Source organism: Arthrobacter sp. SPT-J7, assembly GCF_059089965.1.
In genome coordinates this window covers 154065-174779 of record NZ_JBNHFF010000003.1, presented here as the reverse complement: position 1 = coordinate 174779, position 20715 = coordinate 154065, and the positions used below count along the sequence as shown (strand labels likewise).

Genomic DNA, 20715 nt, shown 5'->3' with positions numbered 1-20715 from the left:
TCCGGACGGCTTTGGGCAAAAGCCCCGGATCGTGAAACTCTTGACCTGAACAAGGAGGAACCTGACGTGAACCCGCCCCCCGGATCCCGCGCTTCAGCCGCGAAGAAAAGCGCCGCGACTGTCTCTTGGCGCGACGTCGAGCCTGCCCCCGTTGTGCTCGTCAGCGGTCCGGAAGAGTACCTCGCCCACCGGGCCAAGGAACGTGTCCGCAACCTGCTGCGAGCCAAGCAGCCGGACCTCGAGCTGACCCAACTGGATGCCTCCTCCTACACCACCGGCGAGCTCACCATGCTGGCCAGCCCCAGCCTCTTCGGCGAAGCGAAACTCATTGAAGCATCGTCGCTGGCTCAGATGAATGATGAGTTCCTCGCGGATACGCTTGCTTATTTAGCGTCACCGGCCGACGAAGTCTGGCTTGTCCTGCACCACGGCGGCGGCACCCGCGGCAAAAAACTGCTGGACGCGGTCAAGGCTTCGGGCGCCCCCGTGGTTGACTGCCAGGCCATGAAAAAGGATGCCGACAAGCTGGACTTCGTCCGGCAGGAGTTCAAGGCCGCGCGGCGGGCCATCGAACCGGCCGCGGCCCAGGCGCTGGTGTCAGCGGTCGGGTCGTCCTTGCCCGACCTGGCGGCCGCCTGCTCGCAACTGATTTCCGACGCCGACAGCGCTGTCACCGAGGAAACGGTGGAGAAGTACTACGGCGGCCGGGTGGAAGCCACCGGTTTCAAGGTCGCTGACGCCGCCATATCCGGCCGCGGAGCCGCCGCGCTGACGTCTCTGCGGCACGCGTTGGCTACTGGCGTGGATCCGGTGCCGATCGTTGCCGTCTTGGCCATGAAGCTGCGCCAGATCGCCAAGGTCAAAAGCGCCTCGGCCAACGCACGGGACCTGGGCATGGCCCCTTGGCAGTTCGACCAGGCCCGCAGGGACGCACGGCTGTGGGAATCGGAGGCGCTGGCCCGTTGCATTCAGGTGCTGGCCGAGACCGACGCCATGGTCAAGGGCGAAGGCCGCGACCCGGAATACGCGGTGGAGCGCGCGGTCACGCTGATCGCCACCAGCGCCCACCGCTAGCCCTGGGGTTACCCTGTTCCCTCGGGGCCAAGGGAACTTGCCGGCTCGGCATTGACGTGCGCGACGCACTCCAACCCAGCCGCGGCGCCGGAATGGATATCGGCCAGGGCAACATCGGTGGAAGTGACCGGCTTGAGCGTGTACGTGGCTTCTTTTATCCCGAGGACCTGGCCACCGTCGCTGCGGATCACCGAAAACCTGACGGTGTAGGTGTTGGCAGTGGAACCCACATTGGTGAGACGCGCCTTGCCCCGCCAGACGCCGTCGTCGTTCGCGCCACATAAGAACCCGCTCAACGCACTGGGCTGGGTCGCCGCGGGTGAGGGTGCGGCTGAGGTTCCGCTGTTGCCGCCAGAAGTGCCGGAGCAACCTGCCAGCATGACGGCTGCTGCCGAGACTCCGGCTAGGAGCAGGCCCGCTTCATGCGCTTCAGGATAGAGACGGAGAGGATGGTGGGGATCACCCAAACAGGGTGAACTGCTCCGGCCCGGATCCGCACGCAAAAGCCGGAGGCCGCCACCCTGAGCGGATGACGGCCTCCGGCCTTGGTTTGAGGTTCGGCCTGTCGGCCGGACGCGCTTTAGAGCGCGTTGACCTGCTTCGCCAGTGCCGACTTGTGGTTGGCGGCGTTGTTCTTGTGGAGGACGCCCTTGCTGACGGCCTTGTCCAGCTTGCGGCTCGCGGCAACCAGAGCGGTGTTTGCGGCGTCCTGATCGGCGGACTGGATGGCGCCGGTGACGGCGCGGATGGCCGTCTTGAGCTCGGACTTGACCGAGTTGTTGCGCTGGCGTGCCTTCTCGTTGGTGAGAATGCGCTTCTTCTGGGACTTGATATTGGCCACGTAATAACTCTCTGTTGTTGAGGAACTTTGGTCTTTGAGGGCATTCGGTCCGGTCATTGACTGAGCGGCGTGGGGCACCGTAATGGCAACCGGCCCGAGGTGCCCGTCGACCTGCGCGGACACACAGCTATAAATGTTAGCAGATCCGCACTCCGGACGGGCGATCAGCGCTTCGCCGACACGCCGGCCGCTGTCAGTTCCAGCCGCGACGGCGCATGCCCTGGGCGACCAGCTCGAAGGTGGCCCGTGGGAGCACTGCTCCTTCGCGCCGCACGGCCTCAGGATCCAGTTGGAGAACACGGTCCAACTTAATCTCGCTCGGGCGGCCGCGGACGTCCCAGGGTCCGGAGCCAATGTCCACGTAATCCTCGTCACGGCTGCGGTCGTTGTTCCGGTCCCGGGAAGTCAACATGAGTGCCAGCAGGCGCCCGCGGTGGCTGCCGATCACCAGGACGGGGCGATCCTTTCCGCGTGAATAGTCTTCCTCATAAGGCACCCACGTCCAGACGATTTCACCCGGATCGGGGGAACCGTCGGCCACCGGGGAGTAGCTGATGGTCCCTGCGCCACGGTAGTCGCCGGCGTACCCGGAGCCGGCATTGGTGCCGGTCGTGCCGACGCCACCTGCGCGGCCGCCAACTGTGCTGCCGCCTTTTGTGCGGGCGCCGAAACCGCCGCCGCCGCGGGGCCGGGGCGCGTGGTCAGCAGTGGTTCCGCGCGTCCGCGCTGTGCTGCCGGAACCGGACAAGGCCCGGAAGGCCCGGACAGCGTTGCTCAGGAGCCGGTTGAGCCCCGGTGGGGAAAATGCCATGGCCCTAGGCTACTGACGGAGCCCGCCGCATGTCATCGCGGACCAGCATTGCAGTAAAGGACCACCACTGCAGTAAAGGTGCGCGGATACCGGACAGGCGTGGGACACTTATAGTTGAGCAAAATCTGTGTGCTGGTGGTACCGGCGCGCGCTTTGCCAGTCAGCTTGTCCGAGAGTAAGGAACCATCTGTGTCACCGATGGCCCGCACCGCACCGGTGCCCGCCGCCACCGATCCGGCGATCATCAGGAACTTCTGCATCATCGCCCACATCGACCACGGTAAATCCACTCTTGCCGACCGGATGCTGCAGCTCACCGGCGTTGTCCAGCCGCGCGATATGAAGGCCCAGTACCTGGACCGGATGGACATCGAACGCGAACGCGGCATCACCATCAAGTCCCAGGCCGTGCGCATGCCGTGGGAACTCGACGGCGCCAGCTACGCCCTGAACATGATCGACACCCCGGGCCACGTCGACTTCACCTATGAAGTCTCGCGCTCACTGGCCGCCTGTGAAGGTGCGGTCCTGCTGGTGGATGCCGCGCAGGGGATCGAAGCCCAGACCCTGGCGAACCTCTACTTGGCCATGGAAAACGACCTCACCATCATCCCGGTGTTGAACAAGATCGACCTGCCGGCCGCTCAGCCGGAAAAGTACGCCGCCGAGCTGGCTAACCTGATCGGCGGCGATCCGGAGGACGTGCTCAAGGTCTCGGGCAAGACCGGCGTCGGCGTCGAAGCGCTGCTGGACAAAATCGTGCGCGATCTTCCCTCCCCGGTCGGCGACCCGGACGCCCCGGCCCGCGCCATGATCTTCGACTCGGTCTACGACACCTACCGCGGTGTGGTCACATATGTGCGGGTGGTTGACGGCAAGCTGGCGCCGCGCGAACGCATCCAGATGATGTCCACCAGGGCCAGCCACGAACTGCTCGAAATCGGCGTCAGCTCGCCGGAGCCCACGCCGTCCAACGGCTTGGGCGTCGGCGAGGTCGGCTACCTGATCACCGGCGTAAAGGACGTCCGCCAGTCCAAGGTGGGCGACACCGTCACCAACCTGGCCAAACCGGCGGCGGAGTCCTTGGGCGGCTACGCAGACCCCAAGCCCATGGTCTTCTCCGGTCTCTACCCGATCGACGGCACGGACTACCCGGTGCTGCGCGACGCACTGGACAAACTGAAGCTCAACGACGCGGCACTGATCTACGAGCCGGAGACCTCCGCGGCCCTCGGCTTCGGCTTCCGCGTCGGCTTCCTGGGCCTGCTGCACCTGGAAATCACCCGCGAGCGGCTCGAGGCCGAGTTCAACCTGGACCTGATCTCCACCGCACCCAACGTGGTCTACGAGGTCACACTCGAGGACAAGAAAGTCCTGACGGTCACCAACCCGAGCGAATATCCGGACGGGAAGGTCTCCGAGGTCCGCGAGCCGATGGTCTCCGCGACCATCCTCGCGCCCAACGAGTTCGTCGGCACCATCATGGAGCTCTGCCAGTCCCGCCGCGGCGAAATGAAGGGGATGGACTACCTCTCCGAGGACCGCGTGGAGCTGCGCTACCGGCTGCCGCTGGCCGAAATCGTCTTCGACTTTTTCGACAACCTGAAGTCGCGCACCCGCGGCTACGCCTCGCTGGACTGGAAGGCCGACGGCGATCAAGTCGCCGATCTGGTCAAGGTGGACATCCTGCTGCAAGGCGAACAGGTGGATGCGTTCAGCGCCATCACGCACCGCGACAAGGCCTACAGCTACGGTGTGATGATGACCTCCAAGCTGCGCGAGCTCATTCCCCGGCAGCAGTTCGAGGTGCCCATCCAGGCCGCCATCGGTTCCCGGATCATCGCCCGTGAAAACATCCGCGCCATCCGCAAGGACGTGCTCGCCAAGTGCTACGGCGGCGACATCTCGCGTAAGCGCAAGCTGCTGGAGAAGCAGAAGGAAGGCAAGAAGCGGATGAAGATGGTCGGCCGCGTGGAGGTGCCGCAGGAGGCCTTCATTGCCGCGCTGTCATCGGACGATTCCAAGGACAAGGCAAAGAAGTAGTTCTGCAGTGCCTGTAAATACAACGACGGCGGAGGCTCGCCTCAGTGCCTAGCGTCCTGCCCGTAGGCGACCCGGCCCCGGCCAACGGCCTGCTGCCCGCGCAGTCGGCGGACGGTGCCGCGGACCGTGCATTCTGCCTGTATGTGCACATTCCGTTCTGCCGGGTGCGCTGCGGTTACTGCGATTTCAACACCTACACGGCCAAGGAACTCGGTTCCGGGGCCTCGCAGGATGAGTACTCGGGCACGCTGAACACCGAACTGGATCTGGCGGCGCGGGTACTGCGCGGTTCCGGCCTGCCCGACCGTCCGCTGGCCACCGTGTTTTTTGGCGGCGGCACACCGACCCTGTTGCCGGCGACTGACCTTGCAGGCATGTTGGCCCAGGCCGAAGGCTTGTGGGGGCTGGAGCCGGACGCCGAGGTCACCACGGAAGCCAATCCGGACTCGGTCACGCCGGAATCGCTGAAGATCCTGGCCGACGCAGGTTTCACCCGGGTGTCCTTCGGCATGCAGTCGGCCGTGCCGCATGTGCTGAAGGTCCTCGACCGGACGCATGACCCGGAACGGGTGCCGCAGGCGGTGCAGTGGGCCCGCGAAGCCGGGCTCAAGGTCAGCCTGGACCTGATCTACGGCACGCCGGGGGAGTCCATCGCGGACTGGGAGGCCAGCTTGGACTCCGCGATCGCCTGCGCACCCGACCATATCTCCGCCTACGCCCTGATCGTCGAGGACGGCACCAAGCTCGCGGCACAGATCCGCCGCGGCGAGGTGCCCGGCATCGACGACGACGAGCACGCCGCCAAGTATGAGATTGCCGATGCACGGCTGGCGGCAGCCGGGTTCGGCTGGTACGAGGTAAGCAACTGGGCCCGCACGCCCGACGACCGCTGCCGGCACAACCTGGCCTACTGGCGCGGCGATGATTGGTGGGGCGCCGGTCCTGGTGCACACTCGCATATGGGCGGCGTGCGCTGGTGGAACGTAAAGCATCCGGCGGCCTACGCCCAGCGCCTGGCCACCGGAGTCTCGCCCGCAGCCGGACGTGAAACGCTGGACGCGGGTACCCGGCAGTTGGAGCACGTCATGCTGCAGACCCGCATTATCGACGGGCTGCGCACCCAGGATCTGGGACCGAACGGCAGGAAGGCCGTAGCGGGACTGATCGCCGATGCCCTCGTCGACCCGGCCGCGGCCTTCGCCGGGACGATTCGGCTCACGCTCAAAGGACGGCTGCTGGCCGACGCCGTGGTCCGCCGACTGCTCGAGGACTGAGCTTAGCTAGCGCATCCCGTTCACGACCACTCTCCCCGCGTCGGGCCACGACGCCTGGTCAACCGGGTGAAGACGGCGCAGATCGGGACCGGACTCCAGCTAGGACGCGGCGACGGCGAACAGCCCGCCGATCCCTGCCAGATAGAAGATGAGGACGACGAACGAGTCGACTCCCATCCCGGCTATTCGTCTCCTGGGGCGGAATATCAGGCCGACGATGTAGACGAGGGAAAGCAACGCGGCAAGGGCGGTGAGATAGATGTCGCTCGCGTTCGCTGTCGGGAGGACAGCGTGGCCGGAGATGAGGGTGGCGACCAGGAAGAGGACCGGCAGGAAGGCGTTGCCGCCGAAGATGTCGCTCATGGCCAAGTTGTCGTCGCCTTGTTTGATCGCCTGTAGGCCCGTGGAGATCTCGGGCAGCGCGGTCGCGAGCGCCAGGATGGTGGCTCCGAAGAGGACTCCGGACAGACCTACCTGCTGCGCCGCGGCCTCGCCGCTGCGTTCCAGCGCGACGCCGGCGACCAGCGTGGCAAGGGCGGACCCAAGAAACACCAGCACAATTCTCGCCGTGCTCATGCTCTTGTGCGGGTGTTCCGGCTGACGGCGCCGGCGTCCCGCGGTATGCCGGGAGGCGTCAGGGGGCTGTCCGCTTTCCTGCCACGGCAGCCGTTTACCAGCGGCCTGTACCAGCAGGAGGCCGACGATCCACAGAGCGGCGATCAGCACCACATCCGGGGTCAACCTCGCGAATATCAGGTTGGCGGGCAGTTGGCTGCCGGCCATGACCACGGCCAGGACCGCCACGACGACGACGGCTTCGAGGACGAGCACGAGCGAAGCGGCACGGTAGGTGAGCGGTTTCACGTCCGGGCCGCGCTTCCCGAAGACATCCAGAATGACCAGGACGACTGTCTGGATGGCGATTCCGCCGAGGATGTTGCCGACCGCAACATCCAGGCTGCCCGCAAGGGACGCGCTCACGGTAATGGCAATTTCCGGCAGATTGGTGGCCACGGCGAGAACTATCAGCCCGCCAAAGGCGCTCCCGAGGTGAAACCGGGCGTCGATCACATCGGTTGTCCGCGACAATTGGATTCCGGCCACCCAGACCACCGCGGCAGCGGCGAGGAAGATGACCAGAAGCAACCAGAACGGCATCGAGTCCATGCGCCATTTAACTCCAGCCTAAAAAGTTACGCCAGTGCTCCGCCGGCAGCGCCGGAGCGGGAGTTACGAAGGCGCCGTAGGCTGCGTGAGGATTAAGCCTCCCTAGCCGTCCAGTGAGCGGCCGATCTGTCGGAGTGCCGCATCATAGGCCTCGTCCCAGCTCCAGCCTGCCGCCGGTGCGCCGGCTAGTTCCAGTGACACTAAGCCGTGGACTTGACCCCAGACGACGCCGACCGTTGAGGCGATCTTCTCCTCCGACGCCCCGGGCAGCGCGGCGGCGACGGCGGCAAACAGCGGCGCGATCGATGGCTCAGCCGCTCCCGGCGTCGGCTGGCACGGCACCTGGCCGGTCAGCGAGCCGCCGAACATGAGTCCATAGAGGACCGGATGGTCCAGCGCCCAGCGACGGTAGGCCCGGCCCAGCCCTTCGAGGCCGGCGGCGGCTGCCTGCTGCTGGGAGGCAGCAAAGGAGGCGAAGCCGTCGTCGAGCACGGCGGTCAGCAGCTCCGCCTTGCCACCGAAGAGTGAATACACTGCCGTCGTGGACGTCCCTGCCGCCGCGGCGATGCTGCGCAGCGACACAGAGGCAGCGCCGTCGCGGGCGATCAAGGAGGCTGCGGTGTCGAGCAGCCTGCGACGGAGGGTCTCATCGTGGATTACGGGTCTTGCCATAACTTCAGTATTGCATAACATTGTTCTATAACACCGTTATGAATGGAGAAGCTCATGCCGGAACAAGTGCACGCGGGACGATTCACTGCCGATCCCGGAGCGGGGCCGGTGACGGTATTCCTCATCGGGATGCGCGTCAACCGGTGGTCGAAGCTCGGGAAGGTGGCGCGGATCGGATCGGCCATGCCCAGGATGCTGGCGCACCTGGCCAAGACGCCGGAGGCCGGGCTGCTGGGATATCAGCAGTGGTTTGGCCGCACCACCATCCTGGTCAGCTACTGGAAGAGTCCGGAGCATCTGCAGCGGTTCGCGGCCGACCGGTCGGCCCCGCACCTGGAGCCCTGGCGCCGGTTCATGCGCGAATCGGCCGGCAGCGGCGACGTCGGGGTGTGGCACGAGACCTACGAAACAATGCCGGGCGGCAGGGAGAGCGTGTACAGCGACATGCCGGTCTTCGGGCTGGCGGCGGCCACCGGCCACGTGCCGGTGGCCGCGGGACTGAACACCGCCCGCCAGCGGCTGGCGGCCGACGTGTCAGGGCGGTCGCCGGGTCGGAGGTGACTGCCGGTCCTGCCTAAGGGTCTTCGCCCATTGCGCCCCTTCGTCCCTAGGCGGACAATGAGCCCGAGCACGGTGAAGCTATCCGGCCCAGGCGGTGACGTGGCGTAAGCACCAGCCATGGCATCGGGCCTTTGGATGTTGCCAGCCGACGCTCCGCTCTGTGGGGCCGGTGCGTGAGGAGCCGTGAAGGTCAGGTGATGCCATGGGGTTCGCGGACGTAGTAGAGGCAGCCGGCCGTCTCATCGACGCCGCAGGCATTGCCGCCATCGTGACCGGAGCGGTATTGGCTGCCCTGCTTGCCGTCCCGCGGCTGGTGCGGAGGCAGGCCGGAGTCTATGGGCAATTCCGCCGGTTTCTGGGGCGGTCAATCCTGCTCGGTTTGGAACTGTTGGTTGCCGCCGACATCATCCGGACCGTCGCCGTCAGCCCGACGCTGGAAAGCGTGGCGGTGCTGGCCGCAATCGTGCTTATCCGCACGTTCCTCAGTTGGTCGTTGGAACTGGAAATCACCGGCAGATGGCCCTGGCAAGGCAGGGCCGACCCCGTTCCAGATGTGGCTGCCGGGGCGAAGGAGGAGTGAGGGCCGGATCGTGGGGTGCGAGCAACGGCAGGACCAGCAGCGCCTGATGGGGCGGCCGCAGGGTTAGCGGAACAAGCGCAGGTTGTATGCGTAGCGGTACGGAACACCGCGGTTGCATTTGATGCCGGCGATCACGGAATAGACCGTGAGGAAAACCCATATGGCGGCGGCGATGACGGCAAAGATGCCGCTGACAGCGGGAATGACGATCAGCAGGTTCGCCACGATGGCCACCACGGTGGGCGGGACGGTGAAGTTCAGTGCCTCTTTGGATTCCTGGGCGGTGAACGGTCCGCGGTCCTTGAAGATCAGGTAGATCACCAGCGACGGGAAGCAGCCCAGGATCCCGCCGAAGTGTGCCATGGTTGCCCACTGACGATCCTCGGACGGGGTCAGCGGCAAGGCGGAAGCCGACGCGCTCTGGTACTGCGGGCGCGGAGCGGACTTGCGTTCCGGCTGCTGGTTGCGAGCAGAGTTGTCGGACACTGGACCTACCTTCGGAAAATCTGCTGATGGCTCACTGCTGTTCCTAGCCTAGCGGTTCCACCTTGTGGCACGGTGCATACCGCCGCCGCCGCGGACGCTGGAAACAGCTCAGACGGTGAGGAAATCGATGACTTCCTCCACCCGGCCCAAGAGGCTGGGCTCCAGGTCCGCGTAGCTGGTGACGCTGCCCAGCAGTCGCTTCCAGCCGTCGGCTACGTCGATCTGCGTCCGGTGCGGCCAGCCGAGACCGGCAAGGATGCCGGTCTTCCAGTCCGTGCCGCGCGGAACTACCGGCCACTGCGCCCGGCCAATCACCGAGGGCTTGATTGCCTGCCACACGTCAACGTAGGGGTGGCCCACAATCAGTACGTTACCGGCGGCCGCGGGGACGGCCATGGCGGCCTCGGCAATCCGCCACTCCTTGGAATGGGGGACCAAGTGGTCCACCAAAATCCCCAGCCTGCGCTGCGGGCCGGGGGAGAAGTCCGCCACCGCCGCGGCCAGGTCATCCACGCCATGCAGGGGCTCGACGACGATGCCCTCCACCCGCAGGTCGTCGCCCCACACCTTTTCCACCAGTTCGGCATCGTGCTTGCCTTCAACCCAGATCCGGCTGGCACGCGCCACCCTGGCTCGTTGTCCCTCCACTTTCACCGAGCCGGAGGCCGTCCGCTGGCGGACCGGAGCCTTCACAGCCGGTGCAGGAGGTACCACTTTCACCGGCTCGCCCTCAAGCAGAAAGCCGAATCCCAGCGGGAAGGAGCGCACCTTGCCCCGGCGGTCTTCCAGCGAGACCAGATGCACGCCGCCGGATTTCTCCACCCGGACCACGGCGCCAACCCAGCCGCTCTGTGCATCCTCCAGCACCAGCTCCGGCTCCACGGCGACTTCGCGCAGGGCCCGGGCCTTGGGAGCGGTGAGATCCTGGGGGCCCCAGCCGTAGCTGCTCATATGCTTCAAGTCCTTACACAGGTAGTACGTCTACGGCACCGCCGCGAAGACAATGCTAACAACGGGGGCAACGTATTAGACTTAGCACTTGGACGTGTTGAGTGCTAACAACCCGTCGTCAGGTTGAGCCGAAGACAGGAGGAGTGCAGTGAGCGAGGTCCGGAGGCTGGAAGTGCTCCGCGCCATTGTCGAGGACTATGTGCATTCACGGGAGCCGGTGGGCTCCAAGGCACTGGTCGACCGGCACAGCCTGGGCGTGTCGTCAGCCACGATCCGCAACGACATGGCGGCACTGGAGGAAGACGGGCTGATCGTCGCCCCACACACCAGTGCCGGCCGGATTCCCACGGACAAGGGCTACCGGCTGTTCGTGGACCGCATCTCCGACGTCAAGCCGCTCTCTGCCCCCGAGCGCCGGGCCATCCAGAAACTGCTGGACGGTGCCGACGACCTGGACGACGTGATGGAACGCACGGTGCGGCTGCTCTCCCAGCTGACCAACCAGGTGGCGGTGATCCAGTACCCGCAGTTGGGTGCTGCCAAGGTGCGGCACATCGAGTTCGTCCTGCTGGCTCCCCGTCGGGTGCTGGTGGTGCTGATCGCGGACAACGGCAAGGTGGATCAGCATGTGGCCGTGCTGCCGGGGGACGTGGCGGAGGATGCGCTGGCCACCCTGCGCACCGCCTTCCTGGCCGCCCTGTCCGGGAAACCGCTCAACGGAGTGCCCCAGCGGCTGAAGACCTCCCCGGTGCCGGCGGATCCCGCGCATGCGGGGATCGTTGAAGAACTGTCCGCAGCGCTGGCCCAGCTGGCCGCGGCCACCAGCGAGGAGCGGATCCTGATGGCCGGAACGGCCAACCTGGCCCGTTCCACGGTGGACTTCCCGTTGAGCATCGGCCCCATCCTCGAGGCGCTCGAAGAACAGGTGGTCCTGCTGCAGCTGCTCTCCGAAATGCACCAGGACGCCCACGGCATGTCGGTAAGCATCGGCCGTGAGAATCCGTACGGCTCCTTGGCGGAAACCTCTGTGGTTGCCACCGGCTATGGTCCGGGCGCCACCGCCAAGGTCGGCATTCTCGGCCCTACCCGGATGGACTATCCCACCACGATGGCGGCGGTGCGCGCTGTCGCACGCTATTTGTCACGGATACTTGCCGGCCAGCCCTAGGCCGCGCAATGTCCGCACCGGCCGTCGTCGCCGGTGAACCGATCTCCAGGAAGTGAAGTATTACAAGGTGAGCAACCACTACGACGCCCTCGGTGTCAGCCAGGACGCCTCGACCGAGGAAATCAAGAAGGCCTACCGCAAGCTGGCCCGCAAACTGCATCCGGACGTGAACCCCGGCCCGGAAGCAGCCGAGCAGTTCAAGCAGGTCAGCCACGCCTATGAGGTGCTCTCAGACCCGCAGAAGCGCCGCGTCTACGACACCACGGGCAATGAAAACGGTAATGACACCGGGTTCGGCGGCGGATTCTCCGGGTCCGGCTTCGCCTTCCAGGACATCTTCGAGAGTTTCTTTGGTGGACCCGGAGCGGGCGGCGGACCGGCCTCGCGTACCCGCCGCGGCCAGGACGCACTGATCAACGTGCGGATCGACCTCAAGGACGCAGTCTTCGGGGTGAACAAGAAGATCGAGGTGGACACCGCCGTCGTCTGCCCCACCTGCGACGGAAGCTGCTGCCGCCCCGGCACCAGCCCGCGTACCTGCGACATCTGCGGTGGCTCCGGGCAGGTCCAGCGGGCCGTGCGGTCCATCCTCGGCCAGGTGATGACGACGGCGGCCTGCGGCAGCTGTCAAGGCTTCGGCACGATCATCCCCGACCCCTGCAACGAGTGCAACGGCGAGGGGCGCATCCGCAGCCGCCGTTCACTGACCATCAAGCTTCCGGCCGGCGTGGGAACCGGAACGCGCATCCAGCTCGCCGGTCAGGGCGAGGCAGGCCCCGCGGGCGGCCCGCAGGGCGACCTCTACGTGGAAATCCGCGTCAACCCGGACAAGAACTTCATCCGTGAAGGCGACGACCTGCACGTCACCCTGGCCGTGCCGATGACCGCGGCTGCGCTGGGCACCGACGTCACGCTGGACACTTTCGACGGCGAACGCGAACTGAGCATCAAGCCCGGCACGCAGGCGGGGGAGACCCTCACGCTGCGCGGCCTGGGCGTGACGCACCTGCGCGGCTACGGGCGCGGCGACCTGCAGGTGCATGTGCACGTGGAGACACCCAGCAAGCTGGACGCGGAGCAGGAAGACCTGCTGCGCAGGCTGGCGCAGGCCCGCGGCGAGGAATACACCGAGGGCAAGCTGGCATCGTCCGGCACCGGCGTCTTCGCCCGGCTGCGCGACCGGCTCGGTAACCTCTAGGCGTGACCAGCCACTTGTTCTTCACCGCCCCGGGCGAGCTCGACGCGGTGGTCCCCGGCGATAGCTTCACGCTGGCGGGGGATGAGGCGCGGCATGCGGTCACGGTCAAACGGATCGAGCCCGGCGAACCAGTCGACCTAGCCGACGGCCGGGGCCGCCGGCTAGTCGGCGAGGCCGTCTCCGGCCGGTCCGGCGAGCTCACCGTCCGTGCCCTTCGGATGGAGCAGGAGCCGGACCCGGACCCGGAACTCGTGCTGGTGCAGGCGCTGGCCAAGGGCAACCGGGACGAACTGGCGATCGAGGCAGCCACCGAGCTCGGCGTCGACACCGTGGTCCCGTGGCAGGCCGAACGCAGCATCGTGCGCTGGAAAGCAGACAAGGCCGCCAAGGGCGCGGCAAAGTGGCAGACGGCGGTCCGCGCTGCCGCCAAACAGTCCCGCCGGGCGCGCGTGCCCGAGGTGCTACCGCTGGTGGAACGGGCCGGACTGTGCGCCATGATCCGGTCCAGCCGGTTGTCGCTGCTGCTGCACGAAGACGCCGCTGACAGCGTGGCCGACGCCGTGCAACGCGCCGGGTTGGCCAACCCAGGCGCCGCGCGGCCGCAGGCAGGGAACGACGGCGGTGCCTCGCCTGACGGCGGCGCCTCGCCTGACGGAGGTGCCTCGCCCGACGGCGGCAACGGCGGTGCGGCGCGGGTGCTGATGATCGTGGGTCCCGAAGGCGGGATCAGCCAGGCCGAAGTGGACGCCATGCTCGAAGCCGGGGCGGTGGCCGTGCGGCTGGGACCCCACGTCCTGCGTTCTTCCACGGCAGGACCGGCCGCCTTAACCTTGCTCAGTGAGATGTTGGGCCGCTGGCGCTAGACCAATGGCAGCGCGGCCACGCGCTGGCTTAGCGCGCTCTAGCGGGGCCACGTGCCAGTGGGGCCAACGTTTTGTGTGTGACTCACGGTCTGGGTGCGGGCGAGCCTACTTAATCGTGAAGACCTTGCTGTCCGGATTCTGCCGTTCTTCGGTCCGCCCGCTCACGTCCTCATGGAAGACATAGAGCTGGTAGGTGCCCGGGTCCAGCTTCTCGGTGAACTTGAACTCGCCGATTTCTCCGGCCGGTGCGTCAACGGAGACTGTTCCGGCCTTGACCAGCTTGCCCTTGCCGGCTTCCTCACCGGTGCGCGCAATCCGGTAGATCTGCCAGCGCAGCTGTGATTCGAAGGCGACGCCGCGGCCGAACACCTCCACGCGCCCGTCGGAGGTGGCGTCCTGGGCCGGGTCGATGATCCAGACCGGGGCCGCCAGGCTGCCGTCACGGGCCATCGGTTCGCCCAGCAGTACGTGGCCGAAGGCTTTATAGCCATGGTGGCCGTCAACCAGAATCACTACTTCGAGCGGGTTGTCGGAACTGCTGAGCCCTGCGTTGGCTGCGGCAGCGGTGGCCGTATAGACCAGCTGCTGCACAGCCCGCTCGGCGATGCCGGCATCCACCCGCCGCTTGAAGGCATCCGAGGAGATGTCCAGGGTGATGACCGAGCCGTTGGTAATGGAAGCGCCCACCTTGCTGGCGGGGCTGAGCGGATTGAAGTAGTCCGGATCCAGTGGCTGCATGCGGGTCAAGGCCGCCACCGCCGTCGTAATGGGGTCTCCGAGGTTCTCCGCCTCGCGGTATTCGCGGTACAGGAACACATTGTCTGCGTTGGTGCCCAGCCAATAGAGGGGGGAGAGCTCGGAGGAGCGCAGGGTTTCGACCGGTACGCTGGAGACCAGCGGACTGCTCGCCGCGGTGGGGGCGGTGGGGACCGGCATGGAAGTCTGCCCGCCGGTGGCGCTGCCTTGCGGGGTGCAGCCCAGCAGTACCAGCGAGGATGCGGTAATCAGCGCCAACCACGCGCCGAAGCGGCGTGCCGGGACCGCGCCCGAAGGCTGCCGGAGCTGGTTGCTGCTAATGCCTGGATCCCTTCTGGCTGGCCGGAACGACTGGATGAATGCGGGGGCAGAAACCGGTGCTCCCGGCTTTCCTGCCCCACTAGCTTGGCATAGGGCAGGGGGGTTGATGGCTGCTTTAACCAGCCCTCAACCGGACTGATGCACGATTGATGCAGGATCGATACCAAGGCGTTTTAGCCCCGCCGGAGGACGCTGGCGCGCCCCGTGCCGTAGCATGTACCTTGTACCGTCAGGGCTGGAACACTTCCGCCTCACCGCAAGCAGCGCCCACCGAAGGAGCGATGAAAGGCCGCATCGGCCGGACTATGTCCCAATCACGCCTGGATGTCGATCCGCTGGGATCAAGCAGCCGTTCCGTCCATTTCGATTCGCCGGAACACATGGTGAGGGCGCTCGGTGCCCACGATGAAGTGCTGCAGGTCATCGAGGCCGAGTTCAGCGATGTGAACCTGCATGTCCGCGGTAACGAGCTCTCTATTTCCGGCCCTGCCGACGCCGTCCAACTCACACTGAACCTGGTGGAGGAGATCCGCGCGCTGGCCGCCAAGGACACCCGGATCACGCCGCAAGTGGTCGCCCAGCTGCTGCGCATGCTTGGAGAGCAGTCAGCGCAGCGGCCTGCCGAAGTGCTGACGCTGAACATTCTGTCCTCGCGCGGCCGCAACATCCGGCCCAAGACGCTGAACCAAAAGAACTACGTCGAGGCCATCGACAACCACACGGTGGTTTTCGGCATCGGCCCGGCCGGCACCGGCAAGACCTACCTGGCGATGGCCAAGGCGGTGCAGGCCTTGCAGCACAAAGAGGTCAACCGGATCATCCTGACCCGTCCCGCAGTTGAGGCGGGGGAGCGGCTGGGCTTCCTCCCGGGCACGCTCAGTGACAAGATCGACCCGTATCTGCGCCCGCTCTACGACGCCCTGCACGACATGATGGACCCGGAGTCTATTCCGCGCCTGATGGCTGCCGGCACCATAGAGGTGGCGCCACTGGCCTACATGCGCGGCCGCACGCTGAACGACGCCTTCATCATTCTGGACGAGGCGCAGAACACCACGCCTGAACAGATGAAGATGTTCCTCACCCGGCTGGGCTTTGGGTCGAAGATGGTGGTGACCGGCGACGTGACCCAGATCGACCTGCCCGGCGGCACCAGCTCCGGTCTGAAGGTTGTCAGCGAAATTCTCGAAGGTGTCGACGATGTCCGCTTCTCCCAGCTCGATGCCAGCGACGTGGTCCGGCACCGGCTGGTCAGCGACATCGTGACGGCCTACAGCCGCTGGGACGAGAGCCGTCGCAGCGCGGGCAGCGCGGGTGGCCGCTCGCCGCACCGCGCGCCGGCCGCCCGGCGGAGGACTGAAACGGAGGCCGGCCCGGAGGGTGGAGCATGAGCATCGAGGTCAATAACGAATCGACAATCCCGGCCGATGAAGAAGAGCTGGTCCGGCTGGCGCGGTTCGTGCTGGATTCGCTCTATGTCCACCCGGAAGCCGAACTGTCCATCATCATGGTGGACACCGAGGCAATGGAACGGCTGCACATCGAATGGATGGACGAACCGGGTGCCACCGACGTGCTGTCCTTCCCGATGGACGAGCTGCGTCCCGGCACCGCCATGAAGCCCGGCCCGGCCGGCGTGCTCGGCGACATCGTGATCTGTCCGCAGGTTGCGCAGGAGCAGGCGCAGAAGGCCGGCCACGGGCTGCTGGATGAAATGCTGCTGCTGACCACGCACGGAATCCTGCATCTGCTCGGTTTTGACCATGCGGAGCCGGCCGAAAAGGAAGAAATGTTCGGCCTCCAGCGCCAGCTGCTTTCCTCCTTCACGGGCAAGGCTGCCCCCACCGAAACCACGCTCTAGAGCCGCGACGATGCTCTGGATCCTTGCCGGCATGACGCTGGCGTTCACGCTGTTCGCCGGCGCCCTCACCGCCGCCGAGGCCGCCTTTACCTATTTGCCGCGCCACGACGCCGAGCAGTTGCTGCGTTCCGGCCGGAGCCGCAGCCTGCGTGTCATCCTGGCCTCGCCGGCCGCGCACATGCACGCGTTGCGTTTCTGGCGGGTCTGGTTCGAGATGGCCGCCGCGGTGGCCATCGCGCTGCTGTTCCACGACCTGCTGGGCAACATCTGGCTGGCGGGGCTGCTGGCTACCGCAACCATGGCCGGCGTCGGGTTCGTGCTGGTCGGAGTGTCGCCGCGGCAACTGGGCCGGATGCACGCCGGCGCGGTCGTGCTCTCCACCGCGTTGCTGGTCCGGATGCTGTGCGCGATTCTCGGGCCGGTGCCGCAGTGGCTGGTGCGCCTGGGCAGCGCGGTTGCGCCGAATGCGCCCCGCGCCGACGCCGCCTTCTTCACCGAAGAGGAGTTCCGCGAGCTGGTGGACCGGGCGAACGAATCGGACATGATCGAGGACACGGAGGCGGAATTGATCCATTCGGTCTTCGAATTGGGCGATACCAAGGTCCGGTCGGTGATGGTGCCGCGCACCGACATGCTCAGCATCGATTCCGGCTCCACCCTGCAGGAGGCCATGACGCTGTTCCTGCAGTCCGGCTACTCGCGCATCCCGGTGATCATGGACACCGCCGACCAGGTCCGCGGCATCCTCTACCTGAAGGACGTCGCCGCCCGGATCCACGGCCGTGCCGACCACGGCGCCGGCATGCTGGTGGACCAGATCTGTCGCGAGGTCCGCTACGTGCCGGAGTCCAAGGCCGTGGGGGAGCTGCTGCAGGAAATGCAGCGCGAGTCCACGCATGTGGCCATCGTGATTGACGAGTACGGCGGTACCGCCGGACTGGTCACGCTGGAGGACCTGATTGAAGAGATCGTCGGCGAAATCGTTGACGAGTACGACACCGAGCGCCCCGAGATCGAGGCGCTGCCGGACGGACGGTTCCGCGTCAGCGCCCGCACCAGCATTGACGACGTCGGTGAACTGTTCGGTCTGGAACTGGACGATGAAGAGGTGGACACCGTCGGCGGACTGCTGGCCAAGAGCCTGGGCCGGGTGCCGATCGTGGGCAGCGAAGTCCTGCTGGACGGCCTGCACCTGCGCGCGGAACGGTTGGAGGGGCGGCGCAACCGCGTCAGCCACGTGCTGGCCTGGTATGACGGGCCGGCCCGGCCACAGTCCACTCATGACGACGGCGCTGCCGCCACCGACGCCGCGCGCCTGCCCGGGACAGAGAGGGAACGATGACAGAGAACACTTCCGATAAGGCGATGGCGATGCCCTCCAGCGGCTGGCCGGAGGACTACCGCGCCGGGTTCGTCTCACTGGTGGGCCGTCCCAACGCGGGCAAGTCCACGCTGACGAACGCTCTGGTCGGGCAGAAAGTGGCCATCACGTCCGCGAAGCCGCAGACCACCCGGCACACCATCCGCGGCATCGTGCACCGGCCGGATGCCCAGCTGGTGCTGGTGGACACGCCCGGACTGCACCGGCCGCGGACCCTGCTGGGACAGCGGCTGAACGACCTGGTGGCGGACACCCTCTCGGAAGTGGACGCCATCGGTTTCTGCCTGCCGGCCAACGAGAAAATCGGCCCCGGCGACCGGTTCATCGCCAACCAGCTGGCGGGCCTGGCCCGCAAGCCCGTGGTGGCGCTGGTGACGAAGACCGACCTGGTGGACAAGCAATCGCTGGCCGAACAACTGTTGTCCGTGGCCGGGCTCGGTACCGAAGTCTTCGGCGCCGACGGTTTCGCTGCCATCGTGCCGGTGTCCGCCGCCAAGGGCGACCAGGTGCAGACGGTGGCCGACGTCCTGGTCCAGCAGATGCCGTTGTCGCCGCCGCTGTATCCGGACGGTGAGCTCACGGACGAGCCCGAGGCCGTGATGGTGGCCGAACTCATCCGGGAGGCTGCGCTGGAGGGCGTGCGCGACGAGTTGCCGCATTCCCTGGCCGTGGTGGTCGAGGAGATCGTGCCGCGCGAAGGGCGCAGCGCCGACAATCCGCTGCTGGACGTGCGGGTGAACCTGTTCGTGGAACGTCCGTCGCAGAAGGCCATCATCATCGGCAAGGGCGGTAGCAGGCTGCGCGACGTCGGCACCCGGGCCCGCAAGGGGATTGAGGGCCTGCTCGGCACCCGGGTCTATCTGGACCTGCACGTGAAAATCGCCAAGGACTGGCAGCGCGACCCCAAGCAATTGGTGCGTCTGGGCTTCTAAGCTAGGTACAAACGGGGAACTTTCTCCCGCGCCAGGCCGTACAATACATAGCGGCCTGCGTTCCGACAAGGCCGCACGTGCATCAATCGTTCAACCGGATAGTGGGGAAAGCCAGTGGCTCATCGCGGCAGCTCCAGTGGTGAACCGCAGGCCGCGGCCGACTCCACCCCGCAGCGGCCAGCACCAGCGCGGCGTTCCACTCCGCGGCACATGGGCCGCGGCCCCCGCTTGTTGTGGCTGAAGATCGTGGCCGGTGTCCTGGCCTTGGCCCTGGTTGCGGGGGTCGGCGTCGTCGTGTTCAAACTTGTCGGCCTGCGGGACAGCATCACCACGTCGCCGCTGAACTTGAGCACCGATGGCCCGGGCCTTCCGGTGGATCTGAGCCGGGATCCCGTGCAGATCCTCATTCTGGGTACGGACACGCGGGACGGCACCGACGGCAAGTACGGTTCAAATGACTCGTCCGCGGGCTGGGGGAAATCGGACGTGATGATGCTGGCGAACCTGTCCGCGGACCGCAAGCGTGTCACCGTGGTCAGCCTGCCCCGCGACCTGCTCACCACCATCCCCGCCTGCACCGATCCGGAGACCGGGCAGGTCTATCCGGAGCAGCAGTCCGCGCAGCTCAACGAAGCCCTCAGCTATGGCGGACCGGGCTGCACCGTCGCGGCAGTGAACGAGATGACCGGCCTGCAGATTGACCACTTCATGATGGCCGACTTTAACGCGGTCAAGGAACTCTCCACGGTGATCGGCGGCGTGGACGTCTGCGTCAACGAACCGATCAACGACAGTTACTCGAAGCTGAAGCTGCCGGCCGGCGTGAGCTCGGTGCAGGGCGAGCAGGCGCTGGCTTTCCTGCGCACCCGCCATTCCTTCGGTGACGGGGGAGACCGCGGCCGGATCCGGGCGCAGCAGAGCTTCATGGCCTCCATGGCCCGCAAGATCCAGTCTGAGGGAACCTTGACGAATGTGCCCCGGCTGTATGCCATCGCCGAGGCCGTGGTCAACAACCTGACCGTGGACGAGGGACTGGCGGAGATTCCCCGGCTGCTGGCCCTGGCGGACCGGGTCAAGGCCGTGGACCTGGGCAAGGTGGCCTTCGTGTCGCTGCCCACCCAGGCATCTCCCGTGGACGGGAACCGCCTGGTCCTGGACGAGGAACCGGCGCAGGAGCTGTTCCGGATCCTGCGCGAAGACGGCGACGTCACTGCCCCCGAGGTCAATACCGCGGGATCGTCCCACGGTCAGTCCACCGGCAAAGCCACCGAGAAGGCCACCGGCAAGGCCACCTCTGATGCAGGCACCGAGACCCCGACGCCGAAGACCGAGGGCGGCGCCGCCGCCGGCGCGACCACGGAGCCGGGGAACGAACCCACCGCGGGCCACGACGTGCCCGCCTTCGACCCGGCCGTGCAGCCCGTGCAGGTGGTCAACGCCTCCGGTGCCCCCGATCGCGGCGAGGAACTGACCAAGCAGCTGCACGCGCTGGGCTACCTGTTGGCGACTCCGGCAGCCAGCGACGCGGAGCGGACTACTACCCAGCTGTACTACTCCGCCGGCTTCGAAGAGGTGGCCCTGTCCCTGGCCGAGCAACTCAACGTTCCCCGGGCCAACGTGCTGGTCTCCGGCGACTACTACGGCGTCGCGCTCTCGGTGGGGCAGGACTTCACCAGCGGTCAGCAGCTGGCGAAAACCGGCGGCGTCGCTGGCGGATTCAAGGGCCAGACTGCCGACCAGGTGACCTGCCAGCAGTCCGGCGCCTTCTAGCCGCC

At 66.5% G+C, this 20715-nt stretch carries 21 protein-coding genes; 13 read left to right on the top strand and 8 right to left on the bottom strand.

The annotated features are described in order from the left end of the window. The first annotated feature begins 66 nt into the window (after positions 1-66). Positions 67-1074: a DNA polymerase III subunit delta gene (gene holA / locus AC5RWX_RS06250; protein ID WP_493939101.1), complete on the top strand. Its 1008-nt coding sequence runs from the start codon at positions 67-69 to the stop codon at positions 1072-1074. 8 nt (positions 1075-1082) lie between these two features. Here the strand turns inward: holA and AC5RWX_RS06245 are convergent, their stop codons facing one another. The 3 genes from AC5RWX_RS06245 to AC5RWX_RS06235 form a co-directional block, all read right to left on the bottom strand. Continuing rightward, positions 1083-1370: a hypothetical protein gene (locus AC5RWX_RS06245; protein ID WP_493957653.1), complete on the bottom strand. Its 288-nt coding sequence runs from the start codon at positions 1368-1370 to the stop codon at positions 1083-1085. Positions 1371-1654: 284 nt separating this feature from the next. Beyond that, positions 1655-1915 carry a 30S ribosomal protein S20 gene (gene rpsT, locus AC5RWX_RS06240; protein ID WP_493939099.1) on the bottom strand — a complete coding sequence of 87 codons (261 nt, stop codon included), beginning with the start codon at positions 1913-1915 and terminating at the stop codon, positions 1655-1657. 193 nt (positions 1916-2108) lie between these two features. Next, positions 2109-2726 (bottom strand): type II toxin-antitoxin system PemK/MazF family toxin, encoded by a 618-nt coding sequence (locus AC5RWX_RS06235; RefSeq protein ID WP_493943152.1) that lies wholly within the window; start codon positions 2724-2726, stop codon positions 2109-2111. 189 nt (positions 2727-2915) lie between these two features. Here AC5RWX_RS06235 and lepA point away from each other — a divergent pair, with 189 nt between their 5' ends. Continuing rightward, positions 2916-4769 carry a translation elongation factor 4 gene (lepA, locus tag AC5RWX_RS06230; RefSeq protein WP_493939097.1) on the top strand — a complete coding sequence of 618 codons (1854 nt, stop codon included), beginning with the start codon at positions 2916-2918 and terminating at the stop codon, positions 4767-4769. Between the two features lie 44 nt (positions 4770-4813). Then, complete coding sequence (gene hemW, locus AC5RWX_RS06225) at positions 4814-6043, top strand: radical SAM family heme chaperone HemW (RefSeq protein ID WP_493943151.1); 1230 nt, start codon at positions 4814-4816, stop codon at positions 6041-6043. A 99-nt stretch (positions 6044-6142) separates the two neighbouring features. Here the strand turns inward: hemW and AC5RWX_RS06220 are convergent, their stop codons facing one another. Then, a complete protein-coding gene (locus AC5RWX_RS06220; RefSeq protein WP_493957652.1) occupies positions 6143-7210 on the bottom strand; it encodes a sodium:calcium antiporter in 1068 nt (355 codons plus the stop codon). A 102-nt stretch (positions 7211-7312) separates the two neighbouring features. Next, the gene (locus AC5RWX_RS06215) at positions 7313-7882 is read right to left on the bottom strand and encodes a TetR/AcrR family transcriptional regulator (protein ID WP_493943149.1); all 570 of its coding nucleotides are present in this window, start codon (positions 7880-7882) and stop codon (positions 7313-7315) included. A gap of 54 nt (positions 7883-7936) precedes the next feature. Here AC5RWX_RS06215 and AC5RWX_RS06210 point away from each other — a divergent pair, with 54 nt between their 5' ends. Together AC5RWX_RS06210 and AC5RWX_RS06205 are read left to right on the top strand one after the other, a co-directional pair. Beyond that, on the top strand, positions 7937-8443 hold the full coding sequence (locus AC5RWX_RS06210) for a DUF4188 domain-containing protein (RefSeq protein WP_493943148.1): 507 nt from the start codon (positions 7937-7939) through the stop codon (positions 8441-8443). Positions 8444-8645: 202 nt separating this feature from the next. Further along, complete coding sequence (locus tag AC5RWX_RS06205; protein ID WP_493943147.1) at positions 8646-9023, top strand: DUF1622 domain-containing protein; 378 nt, start codon at positions 8646-8648, stop codon at positions 9021-9023. 63 nt (positions 9024-9086) lie between these two features. Here AC5RWX_RS06205 and AC5RWX_RS06200 read toward each other — a convergent pair whose 3' ends face one another. Next, positions 9087-9509 (bottom strand): DUF4870 domain-containing protein, encoded by a 423-nt coding sequence (locus AC5RWX_RS06200; protein ID WP_493939091.1) that lies wholly within the window; start codon positions 9507-9509, stop codon positions 9087-9089. 108 nt (positions 9510-9617) lie between these two features. Continuing rightward, positions 9618-10460, bottom strand: a complete 843-nt coding sequence (locus AC5RWX_RS06195) for a DUF3097 domain-containing protein (RefSeq protein WP_493943146.1) — start codon at positions 10458-10460, stop codon at positions 9618-9620. 148 nt (positions 10461-10608) lie between these two features. Here AC5RWX_RS06195 and hrcA point away from each other — a divergent pair, with 148 nt between their 5' ends. The 3 genes from hrcA (at position 10609) to AC5RWX_RS06180 (ending at position 13689) form a co-directional block, all read left to right on the top strand. Beyond that, positions 10609-11628, top strand: coding sequence for a heat-inducible transcriptional repressor HrcA (hrcA, locus tag AC5RWX_RS06190; RefSeq protein ID WP_493957651.1), 1020 nt, complete (start codon positions 10609-10611; stop codon positions 11626-11628). Positions 11629-11695: 67 nt separating this feature from the next. Next, positions 11696-12826 (top strand): molecular chaperone DnaJ, encoded by a 1131-nt coding sequence (gene dnaJ / locus AC5RWX_RS06185; protein ID WP_493939088.1) that lies wholly within the window; start codon positions 11696-11698, stop codon positions 12824-12826. 2 nt (positions 12827-12828) lie between these two features. Continuing rightward, positions 12829-13689: a 16S rRNA (uracil(1498)-N(3))-methyltransferase gene (locus AC5RWX_RS06180; RefSeq protein ID WP_493943144.1), complete on the top strand. Its 861-nt coding sequence runs from the start codon at positions 12829-12831 to the stop codon at positions 13687-13689. A gap of 105 nt (positions 13690-13794) precedes the next feature. Here the strand turns inward: AC5RWX_RS06180 and AC5RWX_RS06175 are convergent, their stop codons facing one another. Next, positions 13795-14703: a GerMN domain-containing protein gene (locus tag AC5RWX_RS06175; protein ID WP_493943143.1), complete on the bottom strand. Its 909-nt coding sequence runs from the start codon at positions 14701-14703 to the stop codon at positions 13795-13797. Positions 14704-15071: 368 nt separating this feature from the next. Between AC5RWX_RS06175 and AC5RWX_RS06170 the strand changes: the two genes are divergently transcribed. From AC5RWX_RS06170 to AC5RWX_RS06150, 5 genes are all read left to right on the top strand, one after another. Further along, the gene (locus AC5RWX_RS06170; RefSeq protein WP_493943142.1) at positions 15072-16157 is read left to right on the top strand and encodes a PhoH family protein; all 1086 of its coding nucleotides are present in this window, start codon (positions 15072-15074) and stop codon (positions 16155-16157) included. Then, positions 16154-16627, top strand: a complete 474-nt coding sequence (gene ybeY / locus AC5RWX_RS06165; RefSeq protein ID WP_493939085.1) for an rRNA maturation RNase YbeY — start codon at positions 16154-16156, stop codon at positions 16625-16627. Before AC5RWX_RS06170 ends, ybeY begins: the two co-directional genes overlap by 4 nt. Positions 16628-16637: 10 nt before the next feature. Then, the gene (locus AC5RWX_RS06160; protein ID WP_493943141.1) at positions 16638-17969 is read left to right on the top strand and encodes a hemolysin family protein; all 1332 of its coding nucleotides are present in this window, start codon (positions 16638-16640) and stop codon (positions 17967-17969) included. After that, the gene (gene era / locus AC5RWX_RS06155) at positions 17966-18940 is read left to right on the top strand and encodes a GTPase Era (RefSeq protein ID WP_493939083.1); all 975 of its coding nucleotides are present in this window, start codon (positions 17966-17968) and stop codon (positions 18938-18940) included. The genes AC5RWX_RS06160 and era overlap by 4 nt, the downstream gene beginning before the upstream one ends. A gap of 114 nt (positions 18941-19054) precedes the next feature. Continuing rightward, positions 19055-20710, top strand: a complete 1656-nt coding sequence (locus tag AC5RWX_RS06150) for an LCP family protein (RefSeq protein ID WP_494097059.1) — start codon at positions 19055-19057, stop codon at positions 20708-20710. Positions 20711-20715 lie beyond the last annotated feature (5 nt).